Annotated in this window: 12 protein-coding genes; 6 read left to right on the top strand and 6 right to left on the bottom strand. The window is 57.6% G+C overall.

Annotated elements, in window-relative coordinates; all coding sequences use genetic code 11:
• The first annotated feature begins 89 nt into the window (after positions 1 to 89).
• The gene (locus VFA76_11270; protein HZR32417.1) at positions 90 to 1,175 is read left to right on the top strand and encodes an aromatic ring-hydroxylating dioxygenase subunit alpha; all 1,086 of its coding nucleotides are present in this window, start codon (positions 90 to 92) and stop codon (positions 1,173 to 1,175) included.
• A 13-nt stretch (positions 1,176 to 1,188) separates the two neighbouring features.
• Here the strand turns inward: VFA76_11270 and VFA76_11265 are convergent, their stop codons facing one another.
• From VFA76_11265 to VFA76_11245, 5 genes are all read right to left on the bottom strand, one after another.
• Positions 1,189 to 2,196 carry a radical SAM protein gene (locus tag VFA76_11265; protein HZR32416.1) on the bottom strand — a complete coding sequence of 336 codons (1,008 nt, stop codon included), beginning with the start codon at positions 2,194 to 2,196 and terminating at the stop codon, positions 1,189 to 1,191.
• Positions 2,197 to 2,287: 91 nt separating this feature from the next.
• The gene (locus tag VFA76_11260; GenBank protein ID HZR32415.1) at positions 2,288 to 3,754 is read right to left on the bottom strand and encodes a pitrilysin family protein; all 1,467 of its coding nucleotides are present in this window, start codon (positions 3,752 to 3,754) and stop codon (positions 2,288 to 2,290) included.
• Positions 3,751 to 5,274 (bottom strand): pitrilysin family protein, encoded by a 1,524-nt coding sequence (locus VFA76_11255; GenBank protein ID HZR32414.1) that lies wholly within the window; start codon positions 5,272 to 5,274, stop codon positions 3,751 to 3,753. Before VFA76_11255 ends, VFA76_11260 begins: the two co-directional genes overlap by 4 nt.
• A gap of 71 nt (positions 5,275 to 5,345) precedes the next feature.
• Positions 5,346 to 6,053 carry a metallophosphoesterase gene (locus tag VFA76_11250; protein ID HZR32413.1) on the bottom strand — a complete coding sequence of 236 codons (708 nt, stop codon included), beginning with the start codon at positions 6,051 to 6,053 and terminating at the stop codon, positions 5,346 to 5,348.
• A gap of 5 nt (positions 6,054 to 6,058) precedes the next feature.
• A complete protein-coding gene (locus VFA76_11245) occupies positions 6,059 to 6,922 on the bottom strand; it encodes a nucleotidyltransferase (protein HZR32412.1) in 864 nt (287 codons plus the stop codon).
• Positions 6,923 to 7,044: 122 nt separating this feature from the next.
• On the opposite strand from VFA76_11245, the gene ligD reads away from it, so the two are divergent.
• Genes ligD through VFA76_11225 form a run of 4 tightly spaced genes read left to right on the top strand, consistent with a single transcriptional unit; the run spans position 7,045 to position 10,842 of the window.
• Positions 7,045 to 8,151: a non-homologous end-joining DNA ligase gene (gene ligD, locus VFA76_11240; GenBank protein HZR32411.1), complete on the top strand. Its 1,107-nt coding sequence runs from the start codon at positions 7,045 to 7,047 to the stop codon at positions 8,149 to 8,151.
• A 25-nt stretch (positions 8,152 to 8,176) separates the two neighbouring features.
• Positions 8,177 to 8,926 carry a DUF72 domain-containing protein gene (locus tag VFA76_11235; GenBank protein HZR32410.1) on the top strand — a complete coding sequence of 250 codons (750 nt, stop codon included), beginning with the start codon at positions 8,177 to 8,179 and terminating at the stop codon, positions 8,924 to 8,926.
• Between the two features lie 29 nt (positions 8,927 to 8,955).
• Complete coding sequence (locus VFA76_11230) at positions 8,956 to 9,915, top strand: tyrosine recombinase (GenBank protein ID HZR32409.1); 960 nt, start codon at positions 8,956 to 8,958, stop codon at positions 9,913 to 9,915.
• A gap of 24 nt (positions 9,916 to 9,939) precedes the next feature.
• Entirely contained in the window at positions 9,940 to 10,842 is a 903-nt protein-coding gene (locus VFA76_11225; GenBank protein HZR32408.1) for a tyrosine recombinase XerC, read from the top strand.
• Between the two features lie 84 nt (positions 10,843 to 10,926).
• Here the strand turns inward: VFA76_11225 and VFA76_11220 are convergent, their stop codons facing one another.
• Positions 10,927 to 13,701 carry an AMP-binding protein gene (locus VFA76_11220; protein ID HZR32407.1) on the bottom strand — a complete coding sequence of 925 codons (2,775 nt, stop codon included), beginning with the start codon at positions 13,699 to 13,701 and terminating at the stop codon, positions 10,927 to 10,929.
• 118 nt (positions 13,702 to 13,819) lie between these two features.
• Here VFA76_11220 and VFA76_11215 point away from each other — a divergent pair, with 118 nt between their 5' ends.
• The gene (locus tag VFA76_11215) at positions 13,820 to 14,377 is read left to right on the top strand and encodes a DUF892 family protein (GenBank protein ID HZR32406.1); all 558 of its coding nucleotides are present in this window, start codon (positions 13,820 to 13,822) and stop codon (positions 14,375 to 14,377) included.
• Positions 14,378 to 14,409: the final 32 nt, after the last annotated feature.

The raw sequence follows: 14,409 nt of genomic DNA, 5'->3' as shown, positions 1-14,409 counted from the left end.
GCGCTGGTGAGCGTGCCGTGAATCTCCGCACGCTAGTGGAAAGCCAGTTCTAGGTCAATAGCGCGAGCCGTGGCATACAATAAGCGGCCATGAAGCAGGCCTCATCGATTCTGAAGATCGAGTCTGATCTCGCCCATGCTTGGTCCTTGCCCGCAGAATTTTATTTCGATAGCGGGACTCTTCTTGAAGAAAAGGAGAGGATCTTCGCGCGCACCTGGCAGCTTGTAGGCGGGCATGATCAACTGGCGAAGCCGGGCGATTATTTCACTGCCAAAATTGCGGATGAGCCGTTGCTGCTCGCGCGTGACGAGGCCCGTAAGCTGCGCGGCTTCTACAACGTTTGCCGTCACCGGGCCGGCCCGCCTGCGGAAGGTTGTGGTTCACGCAAAGTTTTCCGCTGCGGGTATCACGGATGGACCTATGGCCTCGATGGTGGTTTGATCAGCACGCCGGAGTTTGAAGGAGTCGCTGATTTCCGTCCACAAGAATTTGGGCTTCGCCCAGTGCGGACCGAGGAATGGGCAGGATTGGTGTTCGTGAACCTCGACGACAAAGCTGGACCCCTGTCGCGGAGCTTCGGTGATTTTCCGCAGCAGGTGGCACGCTACCAGCAGCCCGGGTTGAAATTACGTGAGCGACGGGAGTACGTCGTGGAATGCAACTGGAAGACGTACATTGATAATTACCTCGAAGGTTATCATGTGCCCAGCGTCCACCCCAGCCTGAACCGCGAGGTGGATTACAACCAGTACGTCGTCGAGGCATATAGCCATTACTGCAAACACTCGACTCCAATCCGCACCGACGGGAATGGTGTGCGAAGTTATCGCGCGAGTGCGGGAAGCGAAGTGGCGGCATACTTCTGGATTTTTCCCAACTGGATGCTGAACTTCTATCCTGGGAACCTGCAGCTCAATATGGTTCGACCCCTGGAAGCGGAACGCACGCTGGTAATTTTCGAGTGGTATGTCCCGCCGGACAAGCTTGAGAGTCCCGAAGTTGCCGAGGGCATCAAGCTAGGCGACCAGACGCAGCAAGAAGATGGCGCCATTTGCGAAGTTGTGCAGAGGAACCTGCATTCACGCAGCTACCAGCGCGGCCGCTACAGCGTGAAGCAGGAAAAATGCGTGCACGCCTTTCACCGCATGTATGCCGAGTGGATGGCAAAGAGCTGACTATCTCAGCGTCCTAAAACAGCGACATCTGTTCTTGCTCCAGGCGAGGAGAGTGGGTGGGGTGTCCACCGCGGCCATACTCCGATCCGATGCCGTACTTCTTCCGCAGTACGGACATCAGCTGCGAAATGCGTTTGCCGTAACTCGAAGGCAGAAATGCACGATCGGCATAGCGTAGCCGGTAGCTCTCCACCAGTTCCGGAAATTCTTTCTGCAGAAAGGGCAGGAAGACGCTTGCCGAACACGGCTTAAGGAACAAGGGATTGGCGTAAATATGCTTTCCCCCGACCTCGGCGGTGGCTCGCACCAGGTCTTCAAGGTCGCGAGGGGAATCGGTGATCCCCGGCACCACGGGCGCGCAAATCACACCGGCATGTACACCCGCCTGGTTGAGCTGCCGCACAGCGTCGAGTCGCAGATCGGGACGCGGCGCGCGCGGCTCCAAAATCCGGGCCAGGGCGGTCTTCAAGGTGGTGATGGTGACATTGACAAACAGCTGATTGTGCTTCGCGATTTCACGCAGCACATCAGTATCGCGCAATACCATGTTGGATTTGGTCACGATCCCCAGCTCGAGTCCGCGATGCCGGGACAACTCCTCCATGATGCCGCGAGTTACGCCGTAGCGGCGCTCAGCCGGCTGGTAGGGATCGGTGGCGGTGCCGATGGCTATTTGCTCTCCCGCTTTTACTTTCTTTAGATCGCGCCGCAGCATCCAGCTTGCGTGCTGCTTAACGTAGATCTTGCGTTCGAAGTCGAGGCCATCGCGCAACTCCATGAACTCGTGGGTATAGCGCGCGTAACAATACTTGCATGCGAATTCACAGCCGCGGTACGGATTTATGGTCCACGTGAACGGCATCCGCGGCACATTGCAGCGATTGAGCAGAGTGCGGGCTGCGAGGGTGAAGAATTCGACGTCGTGCCCGGGCTGGATGAACTCACCCTCAGCCGCCAGGCGGGCGATGCCCACGAGCGGTCTGGGTTCTTCAGAGCCGAGTAAGGGGAGAGGGTTGGTCACAAAGCAGAGCGCATCTCGTAGAGATATTCGCTTTTTATTCGCCTATAAAGCATAACGCTGCGTGGGCGGGGAAGTCAAAGAGCCGAGTTGGTCACTGCGGTGGGGCCGCCGCTCCCGGCTTCGCAGGCCCGGATGCTTCTGGCGAGCCGGGTATGGTTATGTCTATGTTGGTGACTGGGCCGAGTGAAGAGAGCGGCCGGTCGAACTCCTGCGTGTTTCCCACTACCAATACCGAGAACTGATCTTTGTGAATGTACTTCTGGGGCACACGCATCACGTCTTCACTTTTTACTTTCTCAATCCCAACGCGAAAGCGCTCCAGAAAATCGGGAGGGTAATGATAGAACTCGTAGGCCATGCGCTCGCGCAACACTTTCGAAGGCGAGTCGTAATTAAAAACGAACGAATTGAGGATGTAATCTTTAGCGCGCTTGAGTTCTTCAGTGGTAACGGGATGAGGTTGCAGGTCGTCAATTTCGCGGTACATGGCCTGGATCGACGCAATGGTTGTCTGGCTCTTGGTGCCAATTCCGAAATCGGTTATGCCGGGATGATCGTACGCAGCCCCCACACCACCGCCGACGGAATAGGCAAGGCCCTGGCGGGTACGGAGTTCCTTAAACAGCCGTGAAGAAAATCCGCTCGCGAAGGCCTCGTTGAATACGTCGATAGCGTGGTAGTCGGGATTCCGACGCGTTGTCCCCAAGTCAATCATGCGGATCAGGCTCTGGTTGACGTCTTCTTTTGCCACCAGGTAGTAGCCAGGCTTTGCCTTATGGAATTCCAGGACTGGCTCCTTTGCCGGCGGACCAGCAGGCCACGGGTCAAATGTCTGGCGCAGACGTGCTTCCATCTGGGCGGTGTCGAAATCCCCAACCAACCCCAGGATGATGTTGTTGGGATGTACGTAAGTCTGGTGCCAGCGAACCAGATCATCGCGGGTAATTGCAGCCACAGTTGTGTACTCGGCGGTGCGGGCGTAGGGGTTCTGGGGGCCGTAGGCTAGCTTAGCTGCCTCCCGCCCGGCAATCTGGTTGATGTCGTCGTTGCGGCGCGAAATAGCGGTATTCTCCTGAAACTTAGCCAGCTCTATTTTGTCTTCGCGAAATGCGGGCTGCCGCATCACTTCGACGAAGGCGGTAAAAACATCGACGAAATCCTGCTTCAGGCAAGACAAGGAAATGGAAGTTGAGTCCGCGCCACCGCTGGTTTCAACTTTGGCTGCGTGGGCCTCCAATAAGTCATCTAGCTGGTCCCCGGTTCGCTTGGTTGTGCCACCGGTACGCCAGACTTCGCCGTAGATGCTCACCAGACCGGTTTTCTGGGCCGGTTCAGCACGTGATCCACCGCGGATTCTGGCAACACCGTCGATGAGAGGTAGCTCGTGGTCCTCTTGTAAGAAGATCACCATGCCATTGGAGAGCTGAATGCGCTTGGGCTGTACCGGATGAAAATCTGGCAGTGGCGGAATCTTGATGTTTTCCAGATCGGGAACCTGGGCAAACATGGCTGTCGCAAGCAGCAAGAGCGCGGCCAATATTTTTGAGCAAAACGTCATTGGGCACCCCCGGCCTTTGCTGGCGCTGGCGAAGGACGGTTCTCAATAACGCCTACCGTCCGGTTTTCTGGGGTGAAAGTTTTGTTGGCAACGCGGCGAACATCAGCCTTGCTGACCTTCTCCACACGGTCTATTTCGCGAAACAGTTCACGCCAGTCGCCGAACCGGACCTGATGGGTTGCCAGCTGGGACGCCAATCCAGCGTTGTCGTCCAAGCCACGAATAAGATTGGCCCGCAGCCGAGTCTTGACCATTTTCATTTCTTCGTCGGTTACGTCGGTGGTCTTAAGGCGCTCGATTTCTGCGTGGATTGCCTGCCGCAACTCTTCGGTGCTGTGGCCGGGTATAGGGACCGCGTAAAAGGCAAACAGATGAGGGTACTTAGTTCCGGGAAATCCGCTGAAGCCGGCCGCATCTGCGGCGATTTTCTTGTCTCGAACCAGTGTGCGAAAGAGCCGAGAGGTACGGCCATCCGACATTAGGTCAGTCATCACATCGTAAACTGCGTCGTCCGGGTCGCGATAATCCGGGCGGTGATAGCCTTCAAGGTAAAAAGGTTGAGCTATTTCGTGCAGCACGGCTTCGCGTTGCGAATTCTGCGGCGGCTCCTCGGTGTGGATTGGTTCCGGTTTGGGGCGCGCGGGCAGCCTGCCAAAATATTTCTCCATGATGGGCATTACCTCCGCAGCTTTCACCTCTCCGACCACCGCCACCACCATGTTTGCCGGCACGTAGTAGGTGTCAAAAAACTGTTTGGCGTCGCTGGCGGAGAAATACTGCAGGTCTGACATCCAACCAACCGTCGGCCGATGGTAGGAGAATGTTTCGAATGCGGTGGTCAGGAATTTCTCTATCAACCGCCCGATGGGTTGGCTATCGGTACGCATGCGGCGCTCTTCCATGACAACGTCGCGCTCCTTATAGAACTCGCGCATCACGGGATGCAGGAAACGCTCAGATTCCAGATAGGCCCAGACCTCGACCCGGTTCGCTGGCATGGAATAGTGATATTCCGTCTCGTCCCAACTGGTGGAAGCATTTAAATCTTCGCCGCCGTTCGCCTCGACAAGCTGGCCAAACTGGTTCTTGATAACGTACTTGTCGGCTTCGGCGATTGCGTCCCTCCAGGCTTTTTCCAGCGCCGCAACTTTCTGCGGATCTCGGCCCACCATCTTGTATTTCTCTTGGCGATAAGCGGCATAGGCCTTTTCCACTTTTTCGAGGGCAACTTTTTCCGCTGCGTAGTTGGTGGTGCCAATCTTGTCGGTGCCCTTGAAGGCCATGTGCTCGAACATGTGGGCGATACCGGTCTCGCCATTGGGGTCCTGCACTGAACCCGAATCCACAATGGTGTTAAACGCGAAGACCGGAGCTTCCGGCCGCTCCATGACCAGCAGCGTGAGGCCGTTCGGAAGTTGCTTCACGGTGATGCGCTTTTCAAAGGAAGCAATATCTTGTGACCAACCGAATTGGGTGAAGATAACAAGCACGACGATGAGTCTGGCAATCCGGAATGTCATCCGACCTCCAAAGAGTTGCTGCCGGAAGGGAAACATCGAAGTTAAGAGGTGAGACCTTGGATTGTCAAACCCTAGAGGTCAATAATACGGTAGGGCGTTGCCGAATCGCGTGACATGAGCAGCGGCAATCCCACGTTGTAAACGGGTATACCAGCCGTGGTTCGGCCTTCGGGGTGGCCGTGGTGGGCGTGGCCATGAACAACCGCGTTTGCGCCGTGACGATCAACCACTTCTCCGAGACGAGATGTCCCCAAATAAGGATAAATCTCCGGTACCTCGCCTTGAACGGTGGCGCCAATAGGCGCGTAGTGCAATACCACCACGCGCTTTTCCGTGCGCAATTGCGCCATGGCGCGCTCCAGCTTCAACGCCTCATCAATTCCTGCTTGAACAAAAGCTTTTATGGGCGCCTCGCCGAATGCGGTAAGGACACCTCGACCGAACCCACCGGCAAATCCTTTGGTGCCGGCGAATCCGACACCATCGCGTTCGTAAGCAGTGCCGTCCAAAACTTTGATTCCTTCCGCAGTCATCATCCGCATCAGTTCAACTTCGTGACCGCTCTCGTAATCGTGATTGCCGAGCACGGCGACCACGGGTACGCGCACCCGTACTAATGCGTTCAGCAACGATTCCATTTCCTGTACGGTGCCGTAATTCGTCAAGTCACCGGCAACAATAAGCAGGTCCGCCTGGTCGCGTATGCGGCTCATTTGATCGCGGATGCGATCGTAGCTTTGTGGGCTGAAATGTAAATCGGCTGTGGCAGCGATTCTCATCGTGCTTACGAGGCTTTGCGCTCCGGGTCCGCCGGCGGAACGTCCAGATGGGCAACCGGGCAGGTTTCCGGCAGAGAGAGCTTAGGCTCTCTACGATCCCGCGCCTCATCCACCAGGTTCGCCATGCCCCACTCATTCACATCAATGGCGAACATCTTCTCGTCAATTAAGCTGCCGCGAAACTCCGCTTTGGGGTCTGGGTGCTGCAATTCTTCCTGGAATCGGCCTAGCAGGTCGTGCCACACATGACCTGGCACAAAGGTGGCGTGCGCCGGGTAAACGTATTGGAAGAGCACCAGTTGCCAGAACAGCACTCCCCAGTGTGCTCCGGCAAGTTCCAGTAAACGTTGCCAGTCCAGCAGACCCCGAGTGCCAAAGATAACGTGCGCGATGTCGGCGCCGTCGAATCGCTCCCGCCGGGTGACAAACAGCTTGGAGGCGATCAACTCTTCCGGTGCAAGCACTTGCGTTGGCACGCCGAACAGCTCGGCGGGCGATCCGCGCTGGATCCAGGAGGGATCCACGGTTATGACTCCATTGCTCATGCCACAGATCAGGTCAACGTAGAAGTCACCGCGATGTGCTTTTGCCAGCCAAACCGGGTCGGCAACATCGCAACTGAAGCCATCGTTAATCAGAGCTTCAAGGGCGCCACGGACATTTTCCGGGGGCAAGAAAACATCCAAATCCTTCGTGTCGCGCCCGATTCCGGTATGCTGCTGCAGAGCGAAAGCGCCCGAAACGACGTAGGGCACCTGGGCGTTATTCAATACTCCCAAGACCTCGCGAAAAAGCTGTTCCTGTTCCGGCGGAAAGACGGGCGGGACAGAGGAACTGATGGGCAGCGCTTTAGCTTCGCGTTCAGGCACAGAGGCTTGGATGTTGCGCCGCAGCAAGCAGTTGTGGCGTTGCACAAAAAGTGAGAAGAAGCAGGCTTTTGCCCGGCTGGGCTTGTGGCTGGTCTTGCAGCATCCAAGATGTGAGGACCTAGATGTCTGCCGCCGCGATAGCGGTGGTCAATGGGAAAGAATCAGTGGCTAGAACAACCACGAATGTCGAAATTCAAGGCAAGCACCTTGAGCTCTCCAACCTGGACAAGGTGATGTATCCGGCGGTCGGTTTCACCAAAGGCCAGGTCATTGATTATTACGTTCGCATCGCCCCGGTGCTCCTACCCCACCTGCGCGGCCGACCCCTCACCATGAAGCGATACCCGAACGGGGTTACCGGACAGCACTTCTATGAGAAGAACTGTCCAAGCCACCGGCCTGAATGGGTAAAGACAGCCAAGGTCTGGAGCGAGGGCAATAACCGCTGGATGGACTACTGCCTGGTCGAAGACCTGCCCACGCTGGTGTGGGCCGCGAATCTTGCCGACCTCGAGCTGCACACATCACTGTCATTGGCGAAAGACATCATGCGGCCGACCATGATGGTTTTTGACCTTGATCCCGGCGAACCGGCGAACATCGTGCAATGCTGCGAAGTAGGGCTGCGGGTGAGGCAGGTGCTGGGGCACTTCGGCCTGCAAAGCTTTGCCAAGACATCCGGCTCGAAGGGCCTCCAGGTTTATGTCCCGCTGAACACCCCGGTGACCTACGATCAGACCAAGGGTTTCGCGCATGCTTTGGCGCGGCTGCTCGAACGGGAGCACCCGGACAAGGTAGTCTCTGACATGAAGAAGGTGCTGCGCGTGGGGAAGGTCTTCGTGGACTGGAGCCAGAACGACGACCACAAGACGACGGTTTGCGTCTATTCTCTACGGGCAAAAGAACGGCCGACAGGGTCCACCCCCGTAACCTGGGAGGAGGTCGAGCAGGCTCTCGCCAGGAAGAATGCCAGTATGCTCGTGTTCGAGGCTGCGCAAGTAATCGAACGAATGGAGAAATCAGGAGATCTCTTTGTGCCCGTGCTGGAGCTGAAGCAAAAGTTGCCGGATTTGGGAGCTATTGAGGGCCCCGCGGCTGAGAAACTGAGTGCGGTCAAATCGCTAGCCGCCGGAGCTGGTCGTCCAAAAACCAGGCGAGTGGCGCCGCCCAAGAGCACCACCCGGGCGGGAGCAACTTCCAGAAAAGCATCTCCCCGGAAACGAGCCTAGAGGAGCAGCTCCGGGGAAAATTATCATGGTCAAACTGCATGCAGGGACTTCGGGCTGGGCATACCCAAACTGGAAGCCGGCCTTTTATCCGCCCAAACTGGCCCAGAAAAAATTCCTGAACTATTACGCTAGTCGGTTGAACGCGGTGGAGGTGAACTACACCTTCCGCCATCTCCCGAGCGAGAAAAGCCTGCTGAACTGGATTGACGAAACGCCCGAGGAGTTCTGCTTTTGCGTTAAGGCCCATCAGGTGATTACACACATCAAGCGCTTGAAAGATACGGACGAGATGGTGCGCAGATTTGTGGGCTCGCTGGAGCCGCTGCTGCGCGCCGGCAAGCTCGGCCCAGCGCTGTTCCAGCTGCCGCCCAACTTCAAGGCTGACCCGGTGACATTGGGGAATTTCCTGGGCACCCTGCCACCCGCCCTGCGCTGCGCTTTCGAGTTCCGCCACCTTTCGTGGTTTTCTGATTCCGTGTACGAGGTCCTGAGGAAACACAATGCGGCGCTATGTGTGGCGGAGAGCGAAGATTTGACCTGCCCGGATGTCTGCACTGCCGATTTCTGCTATTACCGTTTGCGCAAACCCGAATACTCCGAAGCGGAGCGCAAGGAGATCGCGGAGAAGATGGGGCAACAATTATTAACCGGTCGCGAAGTATTCACATTTTTCAAGCACGAGGACACTCCGGAAGGCGCGCTGTACGCCGCTGAATTGCTGGAGAATGCCGGCGCTGTAGCAGTCGAACCCGCGCGCAAGTCGGCAGTTTCATAAACCTGAGCGGAAGCCTAGTCGTAATTCCCATGGCGTCCGATAACGCGCATACTACGGTCGTGTCTTCCGGCGCGCCGAACGAACGCGTGGTCCAATCGTTTCTTGCCTTTCTGAAGGTAGAAAAAGGCCTGGCGCCGCTAAGCATCGCCGCGTACGCCGCAGACGTCCGCCAGTTCTGCGAGTTTTTGGGCAAGCGCAAGCGTACGCTGGCCGCCGCTCGCCGCAAAGAGGTCAGCGAGTTTATCCAGGAATTACTTTCTTATGGCGTTGACGGTCGCTCGGTCGGCCGCAAACTCTCCGCTCTGCGGCAGTTGTATCGCTATCTACTGCTGGACCGCCATGTGACGCATGATCCCACGTTGAACCTGGAATCGCCTCGACAGTGGAAGGTGCTTCCCAAAGCGCTTGCCCGGCAAGAAATGGAAGCGCTGCTGCGCCGCCCGTCCAAAGCCCCGGTGGGAAAGCAGGACGAGGCTCTGGGCCTGCGGGATCGGGCCATGCTGGAGGTTCTCTACGCGGGAGCGCTGCGCGTCTCTGAGATCATCGGGGTAAAGCTCGACGATGTGAAACTCGATTCCGGCTGTGTGCTGGTGCGCGGCAAGGGAGACAAAGAACGCATCGTGCCGCTGGGCCGCGGCGCGCGACTTGCGATCACGGATTATCTTGCGCGAGGCCGAAAGACCCTGCTGGCGGAAGGGAACTCGCCTTTAGTATTCGTCGGCCGCGGTGGTCGAGCGTTGAGCCGGCAGCGGGTCTGGCAGATGGTTGGCGTGGCTTCCACTTCGACCGGTCGCCACGCCAGCCCGCACATGCTTCGCCATAGTTGCGCCACCCACATGGTGGAGAACGGCGCCGACCTGCGCACCGTGCAAACACTTCTCGGGCACGCCGACATCAGCACCACGCAGGTTTACACCCATGTGGCGCTCGACAGGCTAAAGAATGTGTATCGCCAGCACCATCCGCGGGCGAAGAAGAAGATGGGCTGACTGAACTGTTGATTCAATGACGCAATGCTGAAGACGAACATCAACACCGTGGTCAAGGAGTTTCTGCGACATCTGGAGGCGCGCAACGCCTCTCTCCATACCATCACGGCATATCGCAAAGACCTGCGCGCCTTTTCGGGTTACCTGGGAGAAGCTCGGCTCAACGACATAGATCACGTCCGCATTCGCGGATTTCTCTCTTACTTGTATGACCGTGGATTGAGCAAGACCTCAGTGGCGCGCGCGCTGGCTGCTGTGAGATCCCTGTATCGGTGGCTGGCGCGCGAGGGCGTTGTGGAGCAGAACCCTGCCACGTTGGTGGCCACGCCGCGATTGCCGAAGAAACTGCCGCGGGTCCCCACGATTTCAGAGATGAACGCCGTGCTCGACGGCGAGATGCCGGAAACAGCAGCGGCTTTTCCTGAGCGCGACTTACTGATGCTCGAGCTGCTCTACGGCTGCGGCATTCGCAATTCTGAGCTGGTCGGCATCAACCTGGAAGATATTCGCCGAGCCGACGAGGCAATCCTGGTACGCGGCAAAGGCAAGAAAGAGCGCATTGTGCCTTTCGGAGAATCGGCGAAATCCGCTCTGGACAGCTATTTGCCAGCACGCCACAAGATGATTTCCGCTGCAGGCAGGAGCACTCCCGCGCTGCTGGTAAACCGCCGCGGAGGCCGCCTGACAACGCGCAGTGTGGGGCGGATCGTAAAGAAAATAGCCGTAGCCAAGGGACTATCGCCTGATGTCCACCCGCACACGCTGCGTCATGCCTTCGGCACCCATATGCTGGAAGAAGGGGCTGACCTGCGTGCCATTCAGGAACTGCTGGGGCATGAGCGGCTCTCAACCACGCAGCGCTACACGCAGCTCTCAATAAAGCATGTGATGCAGGTTTACGAGCGCACTCATCCGCGGGCGAAATAGCCGAGGGGACAGCCGCCCTCGGCTGTCCGGGCGAGCTCCGCCATGCACAGGCGAGGCGCCTGTGCCCACGTAAGGCATACATAGTTACGATGGTTCTGGTTTGAGTTCGCGCCGTAACTCTTTCCACATCTCTACCACACGCGCCTTCAACTCCGCCGTAATCCGTTCGTGCGCTTCCTCTGGATTCTCGCTCGTCCCCGGGGGCAGGATGGGATCGCCAAACGCCACTCGCAACGGCTTAAATCCTTGAAATCTCTTTCCCCGCGGCCAAGCATCGTAAAAGCCGTCCAAAGCGACTGGATAGATCGGCACGTGCAGATGGGTGGCCAGAATCGCTGCGCCTTTCTTGAAGGTCCTGGGGAGGCCATCAATGCTGCGCTCGCCCTCGGGAAAAAGCATAAGAACTTTACCCCGGCGTAGGCCGTAGGCGCAGGCGCGCAGCGCGGGCACCAGGTTGGCGTCGGGATCAACCACGATGATCTTCAGCAGCCGGGCAATCTTTCGGCCGACGCCGGAGCCAAAAATCTCGCTGGTCCCTACGGAGAAGCCGTCGCGAAATACGGACCAGGATGCGAGCGTGATGAGCACCACTGGATCAAGAAAACTCTGGTGGTTGGGGCAAACAATAAACGGACCGTGTTCCGGCAGCTTTTCCATGCCAGTGACCCGCAATTGAAAAAGGTCGCGGCAGAGTAGCTGCAGGAGTCGCGACATCACAAAGGCGAAGCTGTCGAGCAGAGGACGTCGGCTGGTTGCCGCTATCACCTCTTCATTCGGAGCTTCAGCGTCACTGAACACCGCTTCCCACGAAATTCGTCCTCTGGGAGCGATGCCTTGCTGTGAGCTGGTCTTGGCAAGCACCGCGTCTACCAGCTCTCGCACCGTATAGACCTCGGCCATTACGGACTCGGGCAGATCGGAGCCGAACTCTTCCTGCAGGCTCATCAGCAGCTCGACGCGTTGCATGGAGTCGAGACCGATGTCGAGATCCAGGTTGTCAGTTGGGCGGATCTCTCGTGCCGCGGAAGTTGCGCCGCGAACGATCTGCAATGCGCGCTGCACTCCGGGACGCTCCAGCCAGTCGCGATCTTCTGGGCTGAGCGGCCGGGCGGCAGAAGTTTCGCCAGGATCCGCCTGTTCCGCACCCGCTCTGACTAACTTCTCGATTTCAAATCTCTTCAGCTTGCGGGTGGTGGTGCGCGGCAAGTCAGTTTGCCAGATGTCATAGCTCAGAATGCGCTTGGTGGCAGGCAGTTGGGCTGAGAGTCCTTCGATATGGAAGCGCAAGATCTCCTTGATGTTGCCGATCTTCTGCTCCCGAAGCCGTTGAAAATTCGGCACGATCACGGCATGCAGGCGCTCTGATACGGGTTCCCCGGGACGGCTCTGCAGACCCAGCACACAGACTTCTTCGATCCAAGGAGACTTCAGATAGTGCTGTTCGATCTCCTCGGGATAAATATTCTTACCGGAGCTGAGGACAATAATTTCTTTTTGGCGGCCGGTGATGAACAGGTTGCCGTCATGATCGAAATAACCCAGGTCGCCGGTACGAAGCCAGCCATCCTGAAGTACCTCAGCCGTGGCCTCGGGACGCTGGTAGTAGCCTTTCATGACGATGCGGCCCCGAATCGCGATCTCGCCAACCTCTGGGGTTGAGCCGTCCTCTGGCGTTCGGGGATTGAGCAGTTTGACTTCCGTCCCAGGCAGGGGCGTCCCTACGGAACCGATCACATTGCTGCCCGGACGGGTACAGGTGGCGCCACCTGTGGTCTCCGTCAATCCATAGGCCTGCAGAATGTCGAACCCGAGGGCGTAGAAATCGCGGCCAATACCAGCGTCAAAGCGGGAGCCGCCTGTGATGAGGTAGCGCATCTTCCTTCCCAACATCTGGTGAACCGGCCGAAAGAAAAGTTTCCCGGCGTTCCATCCCAGGCTGCGAGCGGCGCGCGAGACGGACAGCAATGCGCGAAAACTGCCGCGAGCAAGGGGGCCACGGCGGGAAATTTCCTTCAGAATGCGCTCATGGATCAGATAAAAGAATTGTGGCACGCAACAGAAGAGCGTGATTTCACGTTCGCGAAGAGCTCGCAGCAGCTCCGCAGTATTCAGAGTTTCCAGATAGACGATGCGAGCGCCACGAACTAATGGAAGCAGCAGGTTTGCCATCTGCGCCAGAGCGTGGAACAAAGGTAAGACACCGAGAATGGCGTCGTCGGGGCCGACCGGGAGAAACCTGAAAACTGATTCGATCTCGCCCAGCAGATTGTCGTGCGTGAGCATGACGCCTTTAGGATCTGAGGTTGTGCCCGAGGTATAGAGGATGGCGGCAATAGCATCTTGCGGCGCAGACACCGGCTCAAACTCTTCCGATTGAGTGGTCAGGATTTCATCCAGGCTTACGAGATCGGCGGTCTGTGCTCGGGCTGCGCCAAGCGATCCGCTAACCTCGCTCGGGTCGCCATCAAGCAGCAGCAAGGGAAGGCCCGGTTCTCCGATCGCCTGTCGCGCCACCGGCAGGTGTTTGGAATCAATAATAAGAAGAGAGCTGCCACTGTCCTCGAGCAGCTTGGAAACCTGGTCGGAGTGGAAAGCCGTGTCCAAGGGCACGGCAGAGCAGCCGGCCGCCAGCACACCGAGGTAGGCAGCCACCCAACGCGGGCTGTTGGCGGCCAGGATGGAGCAGCGCGCGCCGGCAGGGTAGCCGCTGTTCACCAGCCATTGGCCAACCGATTCCGCCATACGGCGCAGCTCGGCGTAGGTGAAGCTCTCAACCGCCTCCCCCTGCTGCATCTCGACCGCAACCAGGCGCGGGTACGTCTCAGCGCATTCCCGGAAACGGCTGTAAAAAGTGGGCATCTCTGCCGAGGACTATAACCCGAAAGCCAAGCAAGGCCCAAGACCAGTCCTGGCTCTCCCTGCATAGTTTTTTCGCATCTCAATGGCAATTCGGAATTGATCTTTTTCAGGAGGAACTATGCAGACTGCGCATGAGCTATTTCTTCATGGGTTGAAAGATACGTTGGACGCGGAGCGTCAGTTAGTTGAGGCTTTGGGAAAACAGGCGGAGGAATCCAGCCGTCCGGAGTTGCGCAAGGCATTTGAAAGTCATCGCGAACAGACGCAAAAACAGGCGGAGCGCCTGGAGCAGGTATTCGAGTCTCTAGAAGAGCAGGCAGAAACGGAGGAGTGCGCCGGTATTCGTGGGTTGATTCAGGAACATGACAATTTCCAGGAGGAAAACCCTTCGCCTGACATTCTGGACATTTTCAATACCGAGGCTGCGCTCAAGGTGGAGCGTTACGAGATCACTTCATACGAGGGGCTGATCCAACTGGCGCAGGAAATGGGGCACCGCAAAGCCGTTCAACTGCTCAAGCAAAACTTAAAAGAGGAGCAGCAAACCGAACGAAAGATGGAAGCCTTCAGCAAGAAGCTTAAGCCAGAGCAGATGGGGATGGGAGAAGAGGAAGAAGACAGCGGACGCGAAGCTCGGAAAACAAGCTCGCGGCGCCGCAGCCGGCGTGCAGCGTAAGCACCGTCTTTCAGAGCAGGGCCCCGTGCCCT

The sequence above is a fragment of the Terriglobales bacterium genome, assembly GCA_035651655.1.
Classification (GTDB): Bacteria; Acidobacteriota; Terriglobia; order Terriglobales; family Acidobacteriaceae; genus DASRFG01.
The sequence above is the reverse complement of the archived record's forward strand: the minus strand, read 5'-3'. Positions and strand labels throughout refer to the sequence as shown.